Source organism: Variovorax sp. PDC80, from assembly GCF_900115375.1.
In the GTDB taxonomy this organism is placed as follows: Bacteria; Pseudomonadota; Gammaproteobacteria; order Burkholderiales; family Burkholderiaceae_C; genus Variovorax.
Genome location: NZ_FOWG01000002.1, coordinates 74539 through 94866 on the forward strand (window position 1 = coordinate 74539; position 20328 = coordinate 94866).

The 20328-nt window shown below is 69.2% G+C and carries 20 protein-coding genes; 6 read left to right on the forward strand and 14 right to left on the reverse strand.

All coding sequences use genetic code 11. The annotated features are described in order from the left end of the window. Positions 1-99: 99 nt before the first annotated feature. On the forward strand, positions 100-726 hold the full coding sequence (locus BM109_RS05930; protein ID WP_093341389.1) for a TetR/AcrR family transcriptional regulator: 627 nt from the start codon (positions 100-102) through the stop codon (positions 724-726). Here BM109_RS05930 and BM109_RS05935 read toward each other — a convergent pair. The 5 genes from BM109_RS05935 to BM109_RS05955 all read right to left on the reverse strand — a co-directional run bounded on the left by BM109_RS05935 (position 723) and on the right by BM109_RS05955 (position 8162). Next, positions 723-1871, reverse strand: a complete 1149-nt coding sequence (locus BM109_RS05935) for an ABC transporter permease (protein ID WP_093341391.1) — start codon at positions 1869-1871, stop codon at positions 723-725. The genes BM109_RS05930 and BM109_RS05935 overlap by 4 nt on opposite strands. Then, positions 1871-3055, reverse strand: a complete 1185-nt coding sequence (locus BM109_RS05940; RefSeq protein ID WP_093341392.1) for an ABC transporter permease — start codon at positions 3053-3055, stop codon at positions 1871-1873. The genes BM109_RS05935 and BM109_RS05940 overlap by 1 nt, the downstream gene beginning before the upstream one ends. Positions 3056-3058: 3 nt before the next feature. Continuing rightward, a complete protein-coding gene (locus BM109_RS05945) occupies positions 3059-4045 on the reverse strand; it encodes an HlyD family secretion protein (protein ID WP_093341394.1) in 987 nt (328 codons plus the stop codon). Next, a complete protein-coding gene (locus BM109_RS05950; RefSeq protein ID WP_093341395.1) occupies positions 4046-5485 on the reverse strand; it encodes a TolC family protein in 1440 nt (479 codons plus the stop codon). It lies immediately after the preceding gene. A gap of 172 nt (positions 5486-5657) precedes the next feature. Next, the gene (locus BM109_RS05955) at positions 5658-8162 is read right to left on the reverse strand and encodes a sodium-translocating pyrophosphatase (protein ID WP_093342400.1); all 2505 of its coding nucleotides are present in this window, start codon (positions 8160-8162) and stop codon (positions 5658-5660) included. 264 nt (positions 8163-8426) lie between these two features. Between BM109_RS05955 and ppa the strand changes: the two genes are divergently transcribed. After that, a complete protein-coding gene (gene ppa, locus BM109_RS05960) occupies positions 8427-8954 on the forward strand; it encodes an inorganic diphosphatase (protein WP_093341396.1) in 528 nt (175 codons plus the stop codon). Positions 8955-8984: 30 nt separating this feature from the next. Here ppa and BM109_RS05965 read toward each other — a convergent pair whose 3' ends face one another. From BM109_RS05965 to BM109_RS05975, 3 genes are all read right to left on the reverse strand, one after another. Beyond that, complete coding sequence (locus tag BM109_RS05965) at positions 8985-9641, reverse strand: lysozyme inhibitor LprI family protein (protein WP_093341398.1); 657 nt, start codon at positions 9639-9641, stop codon at positions 8985-8987. A gap of 126 nt (positions 9642-9767) precedes the next feature. After that, a complete protein-coding gene (locus BM109_RS05970) occupies positions 9768-10520 on the reverse strand; it encodes a hypothetical protein (protein WP_093341399.1) in 753 nt (250 codons plus the stop codon). 84 nt (positions 10521-10604) lie between these two features. Continuing rightward, complete coding sequence (locus BM109_RS05975; RefSeq protein WP_093341400.1) at positions 10605-11771, reverse strand: GNAT family N-acetyltransferase; 1167 nt, start codon at positions 11769-11771, stop codon at positions 10605-10607. Between the two features lie 19 nt (positions 11772-11790). Between BM109_RS05975 and BM109_RS05980 the strand changes: the two genes are divergently transcribed. Both BM109_RS05980 and BM109_RS05985 read left to right on the forward strand, forming a co-directional pair. After that, positions 11791-13482 (forward strand): NAD+ synthase, encoded by a 1692-nt coding sequence (locus tag BM109_RS05980; RefSeq protein ID WP_093341401.1) that lies wholly within the window; start codon positions 11791-11793, stop codon positions 13480-13482. Further along, positions 13479-13817, forward strand: a complete 339-nt coding sequence (locus tag BM109_RS05985) for a P-II family nitrogen regulator (protein ID WP_013540975.1) — start codon at positions 13479-13481, stop codon at positions 13815-13817. Before BM109_RS05980 ends, BM109_RS05985 begins: the two co-directional genes overlap by 4 nt. Before the next feature lie 44 nt (positions 13818-13861). On the opposite strand, the gene BM109_RS05990 is transcribed toward BM109_RS05985, so the two are convergent. From BM109_RS05990 to BM109_RS06015, 6 genes are all read right to left on the reverse strand, one after another. Then, entirely contained in the window at positions 13862-14452 is a 591-nt protein-coding gene (locus BM109_RS05990) for an LOG family protein (RefSeq protein ID WP_093341403.1), read from the reverse strand. A 31-nt stretch (positions 14453-14483) separates the two neighbouring features. Further along, the gene (locus BM109_RS05995) at positions 14484-14891 is read right to left on the reverse strand and encodes a diacylglycerol kinase (protein ID WP_057592491.1); all 408 of its coding nucleotides are present in this window, start codon (positions 14889-14891) and stop codon (positions 14484-14486) included. Next, entirely contained in the window at positions 14888-15466 is a 579-nt protein-coding gene (locus BM109_RS06000) for an RDD family protein (RefSeq protein WP_093341404.1), read from the reverse strand. The genes BM109_RS05995 and BM109_RS06000 overlap by 4 nt, the downstream gene beginning before the upstream one ends. A gap of 12 nt (positions 15467-15478) precedes the next feature. Next, positions 15479-16357, reverse strand: coding sequence for a DUF3106 domain-containing protein (locus BM109_RS06005; RefSeq protein WP_256222386.1), 879 nt, complete (start codon positions 16355-16357; stop codon positions 15479-15481). A 168-nt stretch (positions 16358-16525) separates the two neighbouring features. Then, positions 16526-16957: a DUF3619 family protein gene (locus BM109_RS06010; RefSeq protein WP_093341407.1), complete on the reverse strand. Its 432-nt coding sequence runs from the start codon at positions 16955-16957 to the stop codon at positions 16526-16528. Then, the gene (locus tag BM109_RS06015) at positions 16954-17520 is read right to left on the reverse strand and encodes an RNA polymerase sigma factor (RefSeq protein WP_093341408.1); all 567 of its coding nucleotides are present in this window, start codon (positions 17518-17520) and stop codon (positions 16954-16956) included. Before BM109_RS06015 ends, BM109_RS06010 begins: the two co-directional genes overlap by 4 nt. Positions 17521-17816: 296 nt before the next feature. On the opposite strand from BM109_RS06015, the gene BM109_RS06020 reads away from it, so the two are divergent. Both BM109_RS06020 and ilvN read left to right on the forward strand, forming a co-directional pair. Continuing rightward, positions 17817-19601 (forward strand): acetolactate synthase 3 catalytic subunit, encoded by a 1785-nt coding sequence (locus BM109_RS06020; protein WP_093341410.1) that lies wholly within the window; start codon positions 17817-17819, stop codon positions 19599-19601. Positions 19602-19742: 141 nt separating this feature from the next. Further along, complete coding sequence (gene ilvN, locus BM109_RS06025) at positions 19743-20234, forward strand: acetolactate synthase small subunit (RefSeq protein ID WP_012747479.1); 492 nt, start codon at positions 19743-19745, stop codon at positions 20232-20234. The last annotated feature ends 94 nt before the right edge of the window (positions 20235-20328 follow it).

Below are 20328 nucleotides of genomic sequence, written 5' to 3' on the forward strand. Positions count from 1 at the left end.
GGCAAGGGAGCGTGGTACAGATGCGTACCGCGATGCCTGCATGGTGCCTCCGGGTGCTTGGTACTGTCAAGTACCAAGGCGTAGGAAAATGTTCCGTTCATGAGTGCCGTCACCGACAACACCTCCCGGACTCCGGCCGAATCGCGCAACGAGCACTACCACCGGCTGCTCGAGGGCATGGCCCGCGCGGTGGCAGCCAAGGGCTACGCCGACACCACCATCGCCGACATCGTGCGCGAGGCCGCGGTGTCGCGCCGTACCTTCTACGAGCACTTCGCGACCAAGACCGAATGCCTGATCGCGCTCTACGAGGCGGCCAGCCATCTGGCGCTGCAGGCGGTCAGCGAAGCCTTCGATCCGGTGCAGCCTTGGCATGCGCAGGTGGAGCGCGCGATCACGGCCTATTTCGACTATCTGGCGCAGGACCCGGTGCTGCTGCGCACGCTGTTCGTCGAGATCCTGGGCCTGGGCATGCCGGGGCTGGTGGCGCGGCGCCGGGTCAACGACGAGATCGCGAACTTCATCCAGGCCGCGATCAACAGCAGCGGCACGACCGGCCCGGGCCCGCAGGCGCACCTGACGAGCGAGATGGCGATGACGGTGGTCGGCGGCATCAACGAGCTGGTGCTGCAGGCCATCGAGCAGGAGCGCGCGGGCGATCTGCGCGAGCTGGTCGCGCCGGCCACGCGGCTGGTGCGCGCGGTGGCGGCGGAGAGCCAGCGCTAGGCGGGTGTCGCACGCTGCGGCGTTGCCGCGAGCCACAGCGCCAATAGGCCCGCGGTCAGCAGCGCCAGCAACACGCCCAGGTGCGGCAGCACGTCGTGCAGCGGCGCCCCCATCTGGTTGAGCCGCAGCGAGGCCTGGATGCCCGCCGTGCTCGGGAACAGCCAGCGCAGGGCCTGCAGCGGCGCGGGCAGGGCCTCGACCGGCCACGAGAAGCCCGACAGAAAAGCCATCGGCAGGGCCGTGAACAACAGCACCTGCAGCGCCCGTTCGCGGTCGCGGAACCAGCAGCCCAGCAGCAGGCCCAGCGTGCAGATCGCGGGCACGTAGAAGGCCAGCAGCACCAGCGCGCCGAAGGGGTTGCCGCCGCGCGGATAGTCCTGCAGGAAGAACACCCAGCCGAAATAGAAGATGCCGCTGAGCACGCCGAAGCCCGACAGCGCCGCCAGCCGGCCCAGCCAGGCGCTCATCGAGGCGCGCAGCCGCCGCGCCTCGGCCCAGGTGCCGGCCAGCATGGCGGTGCCCATCAGCAGCGTCTGCTGCAGGATCAAGAGCGCCACCGCCGGCACCACGTAGCTGCCGTAACCCTCGGTGGGGTTGAAGAGCGCCACCAGTTGCGTGACCAGCGGGCTGCGGCTGCGCGCCGCCTGCACGGCGCTCTGGCCGCCGGCCTGCAGCTTGCGGATCTCGACCCCGGCCGAGACCGTGCCCACCGCCTCCGAGAAGCCATAGAGCACCGCCTTGTTGAGCAGCGCATAGGCGCCGTTGCCCTCGATGCTGACCACCGCCGGCAGTCCGCGCAGCACGCTGCGCTTGAGGTCGGCCGGCAGCAGCGCATAGCCCTCGATCTCGCCGCGCCACAGGGCCTGCTGCGCCTCGTGCACGTCGGCCGTGACCAGGCGCACGTCCAGCCGCGGATTGGCCATCGCGAAGCGCGCGATCTGGCGCGACAGCCCGGTGTGGTCCTGGTCGACCACCGCCACCGGCACGCGGGTCACGGCCTGCGAGCCGTAGGGCCAGGGGTAGAAGAAGCCGTAGATGATCGGCGCCAGCAGCATGATCAGCAGCACGCCCTTGTCGCGCAGCACCGCCAGCGCGGTGTCGCTCCAGGCGGCGCCGAAGCGGGCGAGGGCGCGGTGGCGGTCCATCAGCGGCCGCCCCACGAATCGGGCGCGCGCGCCGCGCGGCCCAGCGCGGCGGCCGTCGCGGCCAGCAGCACGGCGCTGCCCAGCACCATCCACAGCGGCGTCGCGGCCGAATAGGCCAGCGGCGCGCCCATCTGCAGCTGCTCCATCTGCACGCGGATGTAGTGGGTGTAGGGCAGCAGCGCGGCCCACAGCTGCGCCAGCGCGGGCATGGCCACCAGCGGGAAGCCCACGCCGCCGAACGCGAAGGCCGGCGCGGTGATGAAGCCGGTGGCCGACAGCGCGGTGCGCAGCGAGCGCGTGAGCGCCGCCACGAAGCCGCCGAGCGCGATCGACAGCGCGAGGAACACCACCAGCGCGAACAGCGTCCAGCCGAGCGAACCCACCGGATGCCAGCCGCGCCCGGCCGTGATCCACAGCATGGCGGCGATGCCGACCAGCGACAGGCTCGCGAACGGCAGCGCCAGCTTGCCCGCGAGCGCGGCCAGTGCCTCGTGCCAGCGCGGCGCGGCGCCGAGCCAGCCGCCGATGCTGCGGTCGCGCAGCTCGCGGCCCACGGCCCAGGCGCCGGCGGTCATCGCGAGGATGTGCAGCAGCGCCGGGATCAGCGCGGCGCCGAGGAACTGCTCGTAGTCGCCCGAGGTGTTGAACAGCGCGACGGTGCCGGCCTTCAGCGGCTCCATGGTGGCGCGCGCGGCGATCATCGATTCGCCGCGCTTGTTGCGCACCGCGAGCTCGACCCCGCCCGAGACCGTGGCGACCACGGTGCGCACGTCGCGCTGGATCAGGCTCGAATGGGTGCCGAGCTGGGCGTTGTGCAGCAGCACGACCTGGCCCGTGCGGCCCTGCTTGACCTCGCGGCTGAGATCGCGCGGCAGCTGCACCGCGGCATCGACCGCGCCGCTGGTGAGCGCGCGCGCCATCGCGCCTTCGTCGTCGAAGCGCTGCACCACGCACAGGCCCGGCGTGGCATCGAGGAAGCGCACGATCTGGCGCGACAGCGCCGAGCGGTCCTGGTCGAGCACGCCGATCGGCAACCGCTCGGGCAGGCCGGCCGAGAAGATCCACCAGATCAAGAGCACCGCGAGCAGCGGCACCCAGGTGATCATCGCGAGGTCCCAGGGCCGCGTGCGCAGCAGCGCGAACTCGCGCCGTGCGCTGGCGGTGGAAAAGCCGCGAAGGCTCATGTTCTAGTCGACCAGCACGCTCATGCCGGGCCGCGCGCCCTCGATCGGCTGCAGCGGCCGCGCGCGGACCTCGAAGGTGCGCACGTCGAAGCCGGCGCCGCCGCGGGTGGCGCGCCAGGTCGCGAAGTCGGGCAGCACGCCGCTGTAGTAGACCTTGAAGCGCGCCGTGCGCCGGTCCTCGGCCAGCGCGGGCAGGCGGGCCTCGAACTCGCTGCCCATCGCGAAGCGCGGCAGCCGGTCCTCGCGCACGTTGAGCACCACCCACTGGTCGGCCAGGTCGACCACCGTGACCACCGCCACGCCCTGCGGCGAGAGTTCGCCGACCTTGGCGAGCACCTTGGCCACCTCGCCGGCGACCGGGCTGCGCAGCTCGGTCTCGGCCTTGGCGGCCTCAGCTTCCGCGACCACGCCGGCCACCTGGCGCGCCTGCGCGCTGGCCGCGGCCTGGTCCTCGGGGCGCGCACCGGCGCGTGCCATGTCGTACTGCGCCCTGGCGGCGATGGCCGCGTCGCGCGAGGCCTTCCAGTTGGCCTCGGCCTCGTCGCGCTTCTGGTCGGCCACCAGGCCCTCGCGCGCGAGGCCGTCGACGCGGCGGAACGAGGTCTGCGCGAGCTGGGCCGCGGTCTCGGCGCGCTGCCATTGCATGCGCGCCATCTCGATCTCCTGCGGCCGCGCGCCGTTCTGCGCCTTCTGCGCCACGGCCTGCGCGGCCTGCTCGGCGGCGGTGGCCTGGGCGAGCTTGGCGCGCACCTCGGGGCTGTCCATGCGCACCAGCACCGCGCCGGCCTGGATGCGATCGCCTTCCTTCACCAGCACCTCGGCCACGCGCGCCGTCACCTTGCCGGCGACATCGGTCTCGCGCGCCTCCATCTGGCCCTGGAACACCTCGGGCGCGGGCCGCGAGGCGCGCCAGAAGCCCCAGGCCAGCAGCGCCAGCACGAGCAGCGCGGCCAGGATCGCGATCAGTTTGCGGGTCTTGGCACTCATCATTCAGTTCACCTTCACGTCGGCACGCGCGATGTAGTCGGAAAAGCGGTCGGACAGGCCCGCGCTCTCGAGCAGCTGGGCCAGCGCCTGCACGTACTCGTTGGCGGCCTGCGCGCGCTCGGTCAGCACCTTGGCCTGGTTGGTCTCGGCATCGATCAGGTCGAGCGTGGTGCTGGTGCCTTCGCGCAGGCCCGAGGTGCGCAGCTTCAGCACCTCGCGCGCCAGTTCCACCGAGGCCTGCATCTCGAGGTACTGGCGGCGCGCGTTGTCGAGCGCGCGCCAGTTGCGTTCCACCAGCAGCGAGATGTCGCTGCGCGCCTGGGCGCCGGTGCGTTCGGCCTGCTCGACCTGCTTTTGCGACGCGGCCGAGAGCGCATCGCGATCGACCGAGTCGTACAAGGTCCAGCGCACGCCCAGGCCCGCGACCCAGTCGGCATTGCCGCTCTTGAGCTGGCGCGTGCCGAAGGCGATGACCTGCGGGCGCCGCAGCGCTTCCTCGCCTTCGTGCAGCTGCTCGGCCTGCGACTTCTTGGCCGCGACCTTCTCGAGGCCCGGATGGCGGTTGAGCGCCGAATCGATGAACCAGCCCAGCGGCTCGACCGGCGCGCTGATCACGAACAGCGGCGTCTGCGGTGCCACGCGGCCCTCGGCGCGCACCGTGCGCGCCAGCGCCACGGCCGCGAGCGCGGCGTCGTTCTCGGCCTTGCGCGCGTTGCGGCGCGCCTCCTCGTAGGCCGCGCTGGCCTGCAGCCGTTCGACGCGCGAGATCACGCCGGCTGCGAGCATCTTCTGCGCCGCCGCGTCGTGCTGCGCGATGGTGCGCTCGGCCTGCGCGCGCAACTGCGCCGCGCGCTGCGCGAGCTGGGCGCCGAAGTAGCGCTGCACCAGCAGCGTGTCGACCTCGTGGCTGGCCTGTTCGGCATCGGCCTCGGCCTCGCGCGTCTGCGCCGACACGAAGCCGCGCACCGCATCGGTGGCGCCGCCCAGGTAGATCGGCCAGACCGCCGACACCGAGGCGTTGGAGCCGGTGTCGTGCCGGTTCAAGGTGTAGCTGTTGGGCAGTTGCGGGATCGGCACGCGCGCGATGAAGCTCTGGATCGAGGGCGGCAGCGCCTGCCCGATCTGGCCGAGCTTCTGGTTGAGCGGATCGAGGTCGAGGTTCAGGTTGGCGTTGTACGCATAGGCCAGGCCCGACACGCTGACCACCGGGCCGCCCAGCCGCTTGAGGCCATCGCTCTGCAGCTGCTTGGCCTCGACCGCGGCGCGCGCGGCGGCCAGCTTGTCGGAGCGGTCGAGCATGCGGGCACGCGCGGCATCGAAGCTCATCGCGGTGGCATCGTCGGCTGGCGCGGGGGCCTGCGCGAAGGCCGCGCCGCCGGTGGCCGCGAGCAGCAGCGGGGCCAGGGCCTGGAGGAGGGCGTTGCGAAGGTGAAGGTGTGTCATCGGATTCGAAATGCCTTGCGCGCAAGCGTAGCGGGCCGGCGCGGCCCGGTCACGCGAAACGTGGCGCGCGCACCTCGCTTCGATGGCGGGTGTTCCCGAAGGCGCAAGAAAAAGGGGCGACGCCAATGCGGCGTCGCCCCGTGCGGAATGGCGTTTCAGTCGGGCGCGAGCCTCAGGACTTCACTTTCACCTCGACGCGCCGCGCTTCGCCCGCGGGGCCGTCGGCCTGGGTCTGCTCGGGCTTGGCGAGCTCGATCTTGTCCTCGGGCGCGCCCGCGGCCTTGAGCGCATCGCCGACCGCCATCGCGCGCTGCTTGGCGAGCTCCGCGTTCTTCGCGGCGTCGCCGGTGGCGTCGTGGTAGCCGCTCACCAGCACCGTGTTGCCGCTCTGCACCGCCTTGATCACGTCGGCCAGCGCTTCCCTGGCATTGGGCGCGACCTCGGCGCTGCCGGTGGCGAAGTAGAACTTGACCACGCCGTTCTCGACCTTGACCGCGGCGGCTTCGGCCGCGGTCACCGCGCCCGAGGCCACGGCGCCCGCCGGCGTGCTGACCGCGGCCGGTGCCGTGGCGGCCACCGGTGCCGGGGGCGGCACGGCCGCCGTCGCATCGCCGGCATGGAACTTCACCACCAGCGGCACGATGAGCAGTGCCACGATGTTGATGATCTTGATCAGCGGGTTCACGGCCGGGCCGGCCGTGTCCTTGTAGGGGTCGCCCACGGTGTCGCCGGTGACGGCGGCCTTGTGCGTCTCGCTGCCCTTGCCGCCGAAGTGGCCGTCCTCGATGTACTTCTTGGCGTTGTCCCAGGCACCGCCGCCGGTGCACATGGAGATGGCGACGAACAGGCCCGTGACGATGGTGCCCATCAGCAGGCCGCCCAGGGCCTTCGGTCCGAGCAGCAGGCCGACCACGATCGGCACCAGCACCGGCAGCAGCGAGGGGATCATCATCTCCTTGATGGCCGCGCCGGTCAGCATGCTCACGGCCTTGCCGTATTCGGGCTTGGCGGTGCCTTCCATGATGCCGGGGATGTCGCGGAACTGCCGGCGCACTTCCTCGACCACCGAGCCCGCGGCGCGGCCCACGGCTTCCATCGCCATCGCGCCGAACAGGTAGGGGATCAGGCCGCCGATGAACAGGCCGACGATCACCATCGGGTCGCTGAGGTTGAACGTGATGTTCAGGCCGAAGCTCTCGAGCTTGTGCGTGTAGTCGGCGAACAGCACCAGCGCCGCGAGGCCGGCCGAGCCGATGGCGTAGCCCTTGGTCACGGCCTTGGTGGTGTTGCCCACCGCATCCAGCGGGTCGGTGATGTCGCGCACGCTCGCGGGCAGCTCGCTCATCTCGGCGATGCCGCCGGCGTTGTCGGTGATGGGGCCGTAGGCGTCCAGCGCCACCACGATGCCGGCCATGCTGAGCATGGAGGTCGCGGCCACCGCGATGCCGAACAGGCCTGCCAGCGCGTACGAGGCCAGGATGGCGATGCACACGAAGATCACGGGCCAGGCCGTCGAGCGCATCGACACGCCGAGGCCCGCGATGATGTTGGTGCCGTGGCCCGTGGTCGAGGCCTGCGCGATGTGCTGCACCGGCTTGTACTGTGTGCCGGTGTAGTACTCGGTGATCCACACCAGCGCCGCCGTCAGCGCCAGGCCCACGAAGCAGGCGCCGAACAGCTTGAGCTGGCTGCCGCTGGCCGCGATCGCGTTGTCGGGAATGAGCCAGCTGGTGACGAACCAGAACGCGATCAGCGACAGGATGCCCGCCACCGCCAGGCCCTTGTAGAGCGCCGGCATCACGTTGGTCATGCCCGGCGAGGCCTTGACGAAGAAGCAGCCGATGATCGACGCGATGATCGACACGCCGCCCAGCGCCAGCGGATAGAGCACCGCGTTGACCGGCGCCGCCGTGACCATCAGCGCACCGAGCACCATGGTGGCGATCAGCGTCACCGCGTAGGTCTCGAACAGGTCGGCCGCCATGCCGGCGCAGTCGCCGACGTTGTCGCCCACGTTGTCGGCGATCACCGCGGGGTTGCGCGGATCGTCCTCGGGGATGCCGGCCTCGACCTTGCCCACCAGGTCGGCGCCGACGTCGGCGCCCTTGGTGAAGATGCCGCCGCCCAGGCGCGCGAAGATCGAGATCAGCGAGGAGCCGAAGGCGAAGCCGATCAGCGGATTGAGCAGCGCCGCCAGCGCATGGTTGCCGCTCGGCAGGCCCCTGGAGGCCAGGAACCAGTAGAAGATCGACACGCCCAGCAGGCCCAGCCCGACCACCAGCATGCCGGTAATGGCGCCGCCGCGGAAAGCCACGTCGAGCGCCGGCCCGATGCCTTGCGTGGCGGCCTGCGCGGTGCGCACGTTGGCGCGCACCGAGACGTTCATGCCGATGAAGCCGCAGGCGCCCGAGAGCACCGCGCCGACCACGAAGCCGACCGCGGTCGTGAGGTCGAGGAAGAGGGCGATCAGGATCGCGAGCACCACGCCCACGATGGCGATGGTGCGGTACTGCTTGGCCAGGTAGGCCGCCGCGCCCTGCTGGATCGCCGCCGCGATCTCCTGCATGCGCGCGTTGCCCGCGTCCTTGGCGAGGATCCAACTTCGGGCCCAGATGCCGTAGGCCACGGCCACGAGGCCGCAGACGATGGCGAGGATGAGAGGGGTGTTGCCATTCATGCGTTGCTTCTCCATTCGTTCGTTGTGACGTGGAGACGGAAAGCGCGAGGATCCGTTGCGTGCAACGCGCGGGAGTCGAGATTTCCGCCGCGTTGCTTCCTCGAAGCTCGCTGCATCCCGGGGAGCCGGGGTGCGGAGCCGATTGGCCAACGGCTGCAATTTACAGGCAAAAACGAAATCGCGTGCGACGGGTCCGTGACTCGGAAAGTAAACTTCGGGTTTGTCCGCATCCCCCTCATACTTTTCAACTACTCGAAAAACGTCATGTCCTTCGACAAAGTCTCCCCCGGCAAGAACGTCCCCGATGCCTTCAACGTCGTGATCGAAATCCCGATGAATGCCGACCCGATCAAGTACGAGGTCGACAAGGAGTCGGGCGCGATCTTCGTCGACCGCTTCATGACCACGGCCATGTACTACCCGGCCAACTACGGCTACGTGCCGCAGACGCTGTCGGGCGACGGCGACCCGGTCGACGTGCTGGTGATCGCGCCGTACCCGCTGCTGCCGGGCGTGGTCGTGCCCTGCCGCCCGCTGGGCATCCTGATGATGGAAGACGAAGCCGGCGTGGACGGCAAGGTGCTGGCCGTGCCGACCGACAAGGTGCTGCCGATCTACAGCCACTGGAAATCGGTGGACGACGTGAACCCGATGCGCCTGAAGGCCATCAGCCACTTCTTCGAGCACTACAAGGACCTCGAAGCCGGCAAGTGGGTCAAGGTGCTGGGCTGGGAAGGCATCGACGCCGCCCGCAAGGAAATCCTCGACGGTATCGCCGCCTACAAGAAGTGATCGGGCGGGGCGTGTCGGTCGCGCGGGCAGTCACTCCTGCTCGAATGGCGACCGGCGCGCATCGCGCACGAAGGTGCCGGCCGTCGACGGGCTCGCGCATTCCGCGGCGCCCGCGGGCGTGTCGGTCACCACGATGCGGTCGGCGCTGAATTGCAGGGTGCGGGTGCAACGCCCGCCGAACGGCACCACCAGCCGCTGCCGTTCGTCGAGCCGGCCACCGCCCTGCAGCAGCATGTTGCCGCGCGCATCGGGGCAGATGTAGAGCTCGATGTCGAGCGTGCCGTCGTTCGACGGCGTCACGTCCAGGAAACGCCCGTCCTTCGGACAACGGCCCTCCACGTAGCGGCCGGTCCAGTGCAGCAGCGGCTCCACCAGGTAGCGGATGCGCCGCTCGTAGTCTTCCCGCAGGCATTTCACGTCGGCCTTGCAGTGCCGGTTGCGCACCGCGAGCCAGTCGCGCTGGTCGCGCTTCAGGTAGGTGGCCCATTGGCCGGCGTTGGGTATCGCGAGTTGCTTGCGATAGAGCTCGGCCATGCTCTCGTCCTGCAGCGAGAGCGCGGGCGTGGCGCAGATGGTCTTCTCGGTGGGGTTCGAGGCCTTGGCGCAGTCGAAGCTGGCGGCATGGGCCGGGACACAGGCGAGGGCCGCGAGGCCCAGGACCAGCGCCCAGGGGAAGAGGGGGTGGATCGATGCGGCATGCGGTGCTCTCCTGCGCGCCGGGCGCGCGCGATGGCCGCATGCTCGTTCCCGCGCCGGCCGCTGTCGATCTGCCGAACGGCAGGGCCGGCTATGCCCTTGGTCGGAGCCTCGACCTCAGCCGCGGGCCGCGTCGCCGGCCAGCCGCATCCATTCGCGGTTGACCGAGCGGGCGTGCGAGTTCCAGTGGCGCGCGGCCTGCTGGAGCTCGTCCCACTGGCGCTGCGCGGCGGCGCTGTCGCCCTGCTGCGCGAGCCAGGCCACGTAGCGCGCACGCGCCTCGACGGTGTTGTAGAGGCTCAGGGTCGATTCGAAAGCCTGGCGCGCCTCGTCATGGCGGCCCTCGGCGGCCAGGGCGCGGGCCACCAGCAGCGCGACCTCGTCCTTGCGGTAGTCGTCGCGGGTCGAGCGCAGGCTTTGCAGCGCCTGCATCGCTTCGCTGCCCGCGCCCGGACCGCCCGCGGCCAGCAGTGCGCTCGCGAGGCCGAACTGCAGCTCGGGATCGGAGGCCAGCGGGCCCTTGAGCGCATCGCGGTAGTGCCCGACCGCCTCGCCGGCCTGGCCGCGATCGAGCGCGGCCTTGGCGAGGCGCAGCTTGTTCTGCGCCGTCGGCGCGAGGTCGTAGGCCTGATCGGCCGCGCGGTATTCGCGCTCGGGATCGATGAAGCCGATGGCCGCGCTCGCGACCTTGCCCGCGGTGCGCTGCATGCGCGAGGCGGGCAGGTACTCGACCACGAAGTAGACGATGCTGCCCAGCAGCGGAAAGCTGAACAGGATCAAGAGCCAGTACATCTGCTTGCCGTGGCGCATCGCGTGCACCGCGAAGAACAGCGCGATCAGGATGTGCAGACCCAGGCCGACGAATGGCATGACTTTTCCCCTTGTTGTTGGCGATCTGCCGGGGTTTATAGCAGCCGTGTTTGGCCGTGGCCTGACGCGGGCCCGCCGTCGCGCTCAGGCGGCCTTGAACGGGCTGCGCTCGCCCAGGTGGTCCATGTAGTTCTCGATGCCTTCGCCCTCGCGCTCGAGGAAGCGCTCGACCGCGTCGGCGAAGGCCGGATGCGCGAGCCAGTGGGCGCTGGTGGTCTTCACGGGCATCAGGGCGCGCGCCATCTTGTGCTCGCCCTGCGCGCCGCCCTCGAAGCGCTGCACGCCGTGCGCGATGCACCAGGCCAGCGGCTGGTAGTAGCAGGCTTCGAAGTGCAGGCAGTCGACGCGCTCGACCGCGCCCCAGTAGCGGCCGTAGGCCACGAGCGGGTTGCCGGTGCTCTCGTCGGTGGCCAGTGCGATCAGGCTGGCGGCGATCGGCTTGCCTTCGCGCTCGGCGATGAACAGCAGCCAGGCCTCGGGCAGCGTGTCGGCCATGCGATGGAAGAAGTCGCGCGTGAGGTAGGGCGGGTTGCCGTGCTCGCGGTAGGTGCGCGCATAGCAGCGGTAGAAGAAGTCCCAGTCGGCGCGCGAGATGTCGGTCCCGCGCGACCAGCGGAAGCGCACGCCGGCATCGGCGACCTTGCGGCGCTCCTGGCGGATCTTCTTGCGCTTGTCGTGCGCGAGGCTCGCGAGGAAAGCCTCGAAGTCCGCGTATCCGGGCGTCGGGTTCTGCCAATGGAACTGCACCGTGTGCCGCAGCATCAGCCCGGCCTCGGTGCAGGCCTCGATGTCGGCCGCGCCACCGAACAGCAGGTGCAGCGACGAGAGCTCGCTCTCCTTGCACCAGGCCACCAGCGCCTGGGCCAGCAGCGCGCGGCCGGTCGCGTCGCGCGCGAGCAGGCGCGCGCCGGGCACGGGCGTGAACGGCACCGCGACCGTCGCCTTCGGGTAGTAGGCCAGGCCGTGCTGCTGGTAGGCGTTGGCCCAGGCCCAGTCGAACACGTACTCGCCATAGGAATGGTCCTTGACGTAGACCGGGCAGGCGGCCTCGAGCGTGTCGCCGCGCCAGAGGGTGAAGAACTGGGCCGTCCAGCCGCTCTCGGGCGTGGCGCTGCCGCTCTCGTGCAGCGCGGCCAGGTACTCGTGGCGCATGAAGGGCGAGGGTTCGGCCTGCGCGGCGAGCAGCGCGTTCCAGGCCTGCGGGTTCACGTCCGACGGCGACGCGACAACCCGAATGACATAATCGTTCAAGCCTGTTTCTTCCTTCCGTATGACGCTCAAGCTCGCCATCGCGCAACTCAATTTCGTGGTGGGCGATCTCCCCGGCAATGCCCGAAGAATCGTGGCGGCCGCGCGCGAGGCCCATGCCCAGGGCGCTCGCCTTCTGCTGACGCCCGAACTCTCGATCGCCGGCTATGCGGCCGAGGACCTGTTCCTGCGGCCCGCCTTCACCGAAGCTTGCGATGATGCCGTGAAAGGCATCGCCGCCGCTCTGGCCGACCTCAAAGACATGGTCGTGGTGGTGGGGCATCCGAGCGGCGGCAGCCTGCGCGGGCGCTCCGTGTCGGTGCAGCTGCGCCACAACGCGGCCAGCGTGCTCAAGGAAGGCCGCATCCTCCAGACCTACGCCAAGCGCGAGCTGCCCAACTACCAGGTGTTCGATGAGCGTCGCTACTTCGCGCCGGGGCAGGGCACCTGCGTGTTCGAGGCCGGCGGCGTGTCGGTCGGGCTGCTGATCTGCGAGGACGCCTGGTTCGACGCGCCGGCCGAGCTGGCGCGTGCCGCCGGCGCCGAGGTGCTGGCCGTCATCAATGCCTCGCCCTACCACGTGGGCAAGGAGGGCGAGCGCGTGGCGCGCATGGCCGATCGCGCGCGCGCCGTGGGGCTGCCGCTGGTCTATGCCCACCTCGTGGGCGGGCAGGACGAGGTGGTGTTCGACGGCGCCTCCTTCGCGCTGCAGGCCGATGGCGCGCTCGCCGTGCAGGCGCCGGGCTTCGAGGAGAAGCTGGTGCTGGCCGAGCTCGAGCGTGCACCGTCGCAGGGCGTGCGCTTCCTGCCCGAGCCCATCGCCGCGCCGCGCGACGCCGAGGCCCAGCTCTGGGATGCGCTGGTGCTCGGCGTGCGCGACTACGTGGGCAAGAACGGTTTTCCGGGCGCGATCCTCGGGCTGTCGGGCGGCATCGATTCGGCGCTGGTGCTCGCGATCGCCGTCGATGCGCTCGGCAAGGACAAGGTGCGCGCGGTGATGATGCCCTCGCCCTACACGGCCGACATCAGCTGGATCGATGCGCGCGACATGGCGGGTCGCCTGGGCGTGCGCTACGACGAGATCTCGATCAGGCCCACCTTCGAGTCGTTCAAGGCGGCGCTGGCCCCCGAGTTCGCGGGTCGGCCCGAGGACACGGCCGAAGAGAACATCCAGGCCCGCATCCGCGGCACGCTGCTGATGGGGTTGTCGAACAAGTTCGGCTCGATCGTTCTCACCACGGGCAACAAGAGCGAGATGGCCACCGGCTACTGCACGCTCTACGGCGACATGGCGGGCGGCTTCGCGGTCATCAAGGACCTGCTGAAGACGACCGTGTTCGCGCTCGCGCGCTGGCGCAATGCCCATGATCCCTACGGCACCGGCGCCGAGCCGATCCCCGAGCGCATCATCACGCGGCCCCCGAGCGCCGAGCTGCGGCCCGACCAGACCGACCAGGACAGCCTGCCGCCCTACGACATCCTCGACGCGATCCTGGCACGCTACATGCAGGACGACGAGGGCATCGACGAGATCATCGCCGCGGGCTACGACCGCGCGGTGGTCGAGCGGGTGGCACGGCTCATCAAGATCAACGAATACAAGCGGCGCCAGGCGCCGGTAGGCATCCGGGTGACGCACCGCAGTTTTGGCAAGGATTGGCGTTACCCTATCACCAGCAAATTCAACGAAACCGCCGGAGCACGCAAACCATGAAGCAGATCACCGCCATCGTCAAACCCTTCAAGCTCGAGGACGTACGCGAGGCCCTGGCCGAAGTGGGCGTCACCGGACTCACCGTGACCGAGGTCAAGGGCTTCGGCCGCCAGAAGGGCCACACCGAGCTGTACCGCGGCGCCGAGTACGTGGTCGACTTCCTGCCGAAGATGAAGGTCGAAGTCGTCGTCAACGAGGGCGATGTCGAGCGCTGCATCGAGGCCATCGTCAACTCGGCGCGCACCGGCAAGATCGGCGACGGCAAGATCTTCGTCACGGCCGTCGAGCGCATCGTGCGCATCCGTACCGGCGAAGAGAACGAGAACGCGGTCTGAGCTGAACCGCAGGGGCCGGCGCTCGCCGGCCTTTCACCAGAGGTTCAGAGGTTCTCGGCCAGCCGGTCGTCGCGCGGATGGCGCGGCACCTCGGCACGCAGCGCCGCGAGCAGCGGCTCGGCTTCGGTGCCGGTGCGCACCAGGCTCATCTGCCAGTCGCCCATCAGGCCGTCGCGCACGCTCTGGCCGAGGAAGTCGAGCAGCTTGTCGTAGTAGCCGGCGCTGTTGAGGATGCCGACCGGCTTGTCGTGGTAGCCGAGCTGGCGCCAGGTCCAGATCTCGAACAGTTCCTCGAAGGTGCCGATGCCGCCGGCCATGGCCAGGAAGGCATCGGCGCGCTCGCCCATCATCGCCTTGCGTTCGTGCATGGTGTCGACCACGTGCAGCTCATCGCACAGCGGGTTGGCCAGTTCCTTGTCGACCAGGGCCTTGGGGATGATGCCGACCACGCGTCCGCCCGCGGCGCGCGTGGCCTCGGCCACCGTGCCCATCAGGCCGGTGCGGCCGCCGCCGTAGACCAGCTGGCCACGCTGCTGGCCGATCCAACGGCCTACCGCCGTGGCGGCTTCTGTGAACTCGGGACGCTCGCCGGGGCGCGAGCCGCAATACACGCAAATCGAAAATTCAGGGGTCATCCCCCGATCATGCCTCGCGCGGCGGGCCCGCTCATGACACGAAGCGCGTCCACAGGGCGGCGGCCCAGATGCAGGTGCACAGCGAGAGCGACAGCAGCACCGCGGCGCTGCCCATGTCCTTGGCGCGCTTGGAGAGGTCGTGCCATTCGGGACCGATGCGGTCGATGGCCGCTTCCACAGCCGTGTTGAGCAGCTCGACGATCATCACCAGCACCGCGCTGCCCGCGAGCAGGGCGATCTCGACCCAGCTGCGGCCGAGCCAGAAGGCGGCGGGGATCATGACCATCGACAGGATGGCTTCCTGCCGGAAGGCCGGCTCGCCCCAGCCGGCGCGCAGGCCGTGCAGCGAGATCAGCGTGGCGTGCCAGACGCGATCGAAGCCCTTGCGGGCCTTCTGCGGATTGACGGCGGGATCGGGAAGTTCGGGCAGGGCGCTCATCGGCGGCTCATGGGCTTGGAGGTAATGAGCCGGGTGCCGGCCCAGGCGTCATGCCAGAACTGGCGTTGCGGATGGAAGCGTGCCAGCAGGGCCCAGATGGCCACCCAGCCGAAGACGAGCACCGTGACTTCGGGGCCCGACAGCTTGAAGGGCGCGACGGCGGCGAGCGGCGGCAGGAACCAGATCCAGCTCAGCAGGTAGCGCGCGAGCGCGCGGCGCTGGCTGACCGGGTGGCCGTGCACGTCGACGATGCGGATGTTCCAGGTCTTCATCGCCAGCGTCTGGCCCTTGGCCCAGAACCAGACGAAGTAGACGCCGAACACCACGAAGAGGAAGCCCTGGAACAGGTGGCGCCGCGAGTCCATGGCGTCGCGCATCTGGCCCAGCGTGCTGAAGAGCCAGCCCGAAACGAACACCACCGCGAACAGCAGCATGCCTTCGTAGAGCCAGCAGGCCATGCGACGCCAGAGTCCCGGAACCGGGCCCTGTGCCGTGGAAGAAGAAACGTCAGACGCAGGAGGGACGAGCGAAGCAGGCGAATCCGACTCCGAAACTTCGGAAGAGCTGGAAACCATCGAGACCTTGGGTCAGGGGGCGGCCGAGGGTTGCTCGAGCGTGCGCCCCGCAGAAGTGGAAGACGGTGTGGAGGATACCGAAGTCGACGGGCCGGACGATGAAGAGTACGGAGACGGCACCTGGGCTTCGGCCGGCACCGGCTGGGGCGTGAAGGTGGCGGGGGTCGCGGCCGAGGGCGTCGCCGGGGCGACGGTGGCCGCAGCCGTGCCGGAGGATGCGGCCGGCGGGGTCGTGACGACGGCCGCAGCGGGCACGATGGCCGGCGTCGCGGGCGCCATCGGCGGCGCGAGCTGGATGCGGGGCGTGTGCTGCCCGGGCGGCGTGACCGTGGGCACGGCCACGAGCTTCTGGGACGACACCGGCCGCACCGGGATGGCGGCGCCCTTGGGCTTGGCGGGCGCACGCTCGGCGAGCTTGCGCTTTTCCTCTTCGCTCAGCGCCTGGTACTGCTCCCACTTGGCCTTGCGCTCGTCGGCCGGCACGCGCTTGACCTCGGCGAAGTTCAGGCGCGCCTGGACGCGCTGCTGGTTGCTGAGCGCGGCCCACTCGATCATGCGGCTGCGCAGCGTGATCTGGTCCTCGGCCGGCAGCGAGGCGTAGTTGCGCGACAGCGCGAGCCACTTGCGCTTCTGGCCGACGTTGAGGGTGTTCCAGTGCGGCGCCAGCGGTTGCAGGGCCTGCTGCTGCTCGGCGGTGAGCTCGGCCCACAGCGGCTTGGTGAGGGTGGGCGGCTTGGCGGCGGCGGACGCGGCCATGGTGCCGGTCGGCGCGGCCTTCGGCGTCTCCGCGCGAACGGCTTCCGAGCGCACGGGCGTGGTCTGCGCGGCCGCGATCGTCAGTCCCAGTGCCGCGGCGGCCACGGTGCCGACCCCGGCGAGACGAGTCGCCACGCCTTGCGACCACGAGCGCGAGGAGCGGGGCGAAATCGCGGGGGGCAGGGTGCGGCGTGGCATTCGGATGATCGGTCGGATGGAGGCTTCGGACAGGCGGGAAGGTCTAGGCGGCAGACGGGAGCGGCGAAGCCGGGCGCGGGGCTGGGAGGGCGGGTGAGGCCCTCGTCAGTCGGAGGCGCCGTCGGACTTGAGGAACTGCGCGAAGCCCGGGTCGGTGTAGGCCGCCGGCGGCAGGTCGCCGGTGAGCAGCGCGGAATCGACTTCGGCCAGCTCGCTGGCGCGGTCCTCGTCCTGCATCACGCTGATGGTGACCAGGCCGGCCACCAGGGCCACGAGCGGCACCACGGTGCCGATGCGCGTCCACCAGCCCCAGCCACCACCGCCACCCAACGCGGCGGTGTTGCCCGCCTGCACCACGGCGGGCGCGGCGCGCAGCTGCGGGGCCTGCTTGCGCTGGGCCACGGCTTGCGCGCGCGCCACGCGCAGGCGTTCGCCGATGTCGTGCGGCAACGCCTGGTTGCCGGCGGACAGGCGCGCGGCCACGCGTTGACCGAATTCGTTTTCGGCGACGGAAGAAAGAGGAACCTTAGTATTCATAGCGAAATTCCCTTGGCTTTGAGCGCCTTGCTCAGAGCGTGGACGGCGCGCGAGCAGTGGGTTTTGACGCTGCCCTCGGAGCAGCCCATTGCGGCGGCCGTCTCTGCGACGTCCATTTCTTCCCAGTAACGCATCAGGAAAGCCTCGCGTTGACGGCCCGGCAATGCCGCGATCTGTTCTTCGATCTCATGCAGGACCTGTGCCCGGCGCGTGGTGTCCTCGGCGCTCTCGGTTTCTCTGGAGTCGGTCGGCGAGGCGAAGTTCTCGAGCAGGTCGAAATCGCCGTCGTCGTCGGTGGCCTCGAAATCGCTGAGGTTCGAGAACAGGGCGCGGCGGGTCTTCTGGCGGCGGAACCAGTCGAGCGTGCAGTTCGACAGGATGCGCTGGAACAGCATCGGCAGCTCGGCGGCCGGCTTGTCGCCGTAGTGCTGGGCCAGCTTCATCATGCTGTCCTGCACGATGTCGAGCGCCGCTTCATCGTCTCGCACGTGATAGACCGACCGCTTGAAAGCGCGGCGTTCGACGCTTTTCAGGAAATCGGAGAGTTCTTGTTCGGTGGCCAAGCGTGAGAGGGGCGCCGGGCGCCGCGTGGGAATGGATGTCGGGCGGGAATGCCTCGTTGTTGGCCGCGAATTATGCCCGCCGCTCTTGACGAATCGTGTTGCGGGGCGATACGGGCTCGGCGGAAGCCCGCGGCGGTGTCATAATCGCGCTCGCAAGTCAAAAGGCAAACGGGTCACGGTCCGGCGGAACAATCAGTCCGCTCATGGCTTTGGCCTCAAGTCCTGGCGCGGCCCCACAAGGGTTGGCAAGGGGCACCCAAGGTTTTTCGTTCCCGAAAAAACTCCAAAGGTTGATCATGGAAATCTCGAAGGCGGAACTCGCTTCCGCAGCAGCCGCGTCCTCCGGCGCCGGCAATCACACGCAAGAACTCATGGGCGCCGAAGTGCTGGTCAAGGCACTGCAGGCCGAAGGCGTCCAGTACATCTGGGGCTACCCCGGTGGCGCGGTTCTCTACATCTACGACGCGTTCTACAAGCAGGACACCATCCAGCACGTGCTGGTGCGCCACGAGCAGGCGGCGGTCCACGCGGCCGACGGCTATGCGCGCGCCACCGGCGAGGTGGGCGTGGCGCTGGTCACCTCGGGTCCGGGCCTGACGAACGCGGTCACGGGCATCGCGACGGCCTACATGGACTCGATCCCGATGGTGATCATCTCGGGCCAGGTTCCCACGGCGGCGATCGGCCTGGATGCCTTCCAGGAATGCGACACCGTCGGCATCACGCGCCCGATCGTCAAGCACAACTTCCTCGTCAAGGATCCGAAGGATCTCGCGATGACGATGAAGAAGGCCTTCCACATCGCACGCAGCGGCCGTCCGGGCCCGGTGGTGGTGGACGTGCCCAAGGACGTCTCGTTCAAGAAGGTGGCCTACGCCGGCTATCCCGAGAAGATCGAGATGCGCTCGTACAACCCGGTGCGCAAGGGCCACGGCGGCCAGATCCGCAAGGCGCTGCAGCTGCTGCTCAACGCCAAGCGCCCCTACATCTACACCGGTGGCGGCGTGCTGCTGGGCAATGCCACCAACGAGCTGCGCACGCTGGTCGACATGCTCGGCTACCCGGTCACCAACACGCTGATGGGCCTGGGCGCCTATCCGGCGAGCGACCGCAAGTTCCTCGGCATGCTGGGCATGCACGGCACCATCGAAGCCAACAACGCGATGCAGAACTGCGACGTGCTGCTGGCCGTGGGCGCGCGCTTCGACGACCGCGTGATCGGCAACCCCAAGCACTTCGCGCAGAACGAACGCAAGATCATCCACGTCGACATCGACCCGTCGAGCATCTCCAAGCGCGTGAAGGTCGACATCCCGATCGTGGGCGACGTCAAGGACGTGCTCACCGAGCTGATCTCGATGATCCGCGAGAGCACGACCAAGCCCGATGCCGGCGCGCTCGCCAACTGGTGGACCACCATCGAAGGCTGGCGCTCGCGCGACTGCCTCAAGTACGACCGCGGCAACAAGGACGTGATCAAGCCGCAGTTCGTCGTCGAGACGCTGTGGAACATGACCAAGGACGCCGACGCGTACATCACGTCCGACGTCGGCCAGCACCAGATGTGGGCCGCGCAGTACTACCGCTTCGACGAGCCGCGCCGCTGGATCAACTCCGGCGGCCTGGGCACCATGGGCGTGGGCATTCCCTACGCCATGGGCATCAAGCTCGCGAAGCCGGAGTCGGAAGTCTTCACCATCACGGGCGAAGGCTCGGTGCAGATGTGCATCCAGGAACTGTCGACCTGCCTGCAGTACAACACGCCGATCAAGATCTGCTCGCTGAACAACCGCTACCTCGGCATGGTGCGCCAGTGGCAGGAGATCGAGTACTCCGGCCGCTACAGCCACAGCTACATGGATGCGCTGCCCAACTTCGTGAAGCTCGCCGAGGCCTATGGCCACGTCGGCATGCTGATCGAGCGTCCGCAGGACGTGGAGCCCGCGCTGCGCGAAGCGCGCAAGCTCAAGGACCGCACCGTGTTCATGGATTTCCGCACCGACCCCACCGAGAACGTGTTCCCGATGGTCAAGGCCGGAATGGGCATCACCGAGATGCTGCTGGGGTCCGAGGATCTCTGATCCCTCGGCCTGTTTTCGACCGTTCGTTCTCAACCTTTCACTGACGAATCTATTGCCCGCCGAGCCCGCGCATTACCGTGCGCGGGGGAGGGCGGCGAAAGCGAAAGCTTCCGCGCTGGCGAAAAGAGGAGTCACGCACACATGAAACACATCATTGCCGTTCTGCTGGAAAACGAGCCCGGTGCTCTTTCCCGCGTGGTGGGCCTGTTCTCGGCCCGTGGCTACAACATCGAGTCGCTGACCGTCGCGCCCACCGAGGATGCGAGCCTGTCGCGCATGACCATCGTCACCGCCGGTTCCGACGACGTGATCGAGCAGATCACCAAGCACCTGAACCGCCTGATCGAGGTGGTCAAGGTGGTCGACCTGACCGAAGGCGCCTACACCGAGCGCGAGCTCATGATGGTGAAGGTGCGCGCGGTCGGCAAGGAGCGCGAGGAGATGATGCGCATGGCCGAGATCTTCCGCGGCCGCATCATCGACGTCACCGACAAGAGCTACACCATCGAGCTCACCGGCGACCATGGCAAGAACGACGCCTTCCTCGAGGCGATCGATCGCAGCGCCATCCTCGAGACCGTGCGCACCGGCGCCAGCGGCATCGGCCGAGGCGAACGCATCCTGCGGGTCTGACCCGATGAAAACGGAGCTCGGTCGCTGCCCGTTCGGGCCGAGCTTGTCGAAGCCCCCGCGCGAGCGGGGACTGCATTGAGCCCTTCGACAGGCT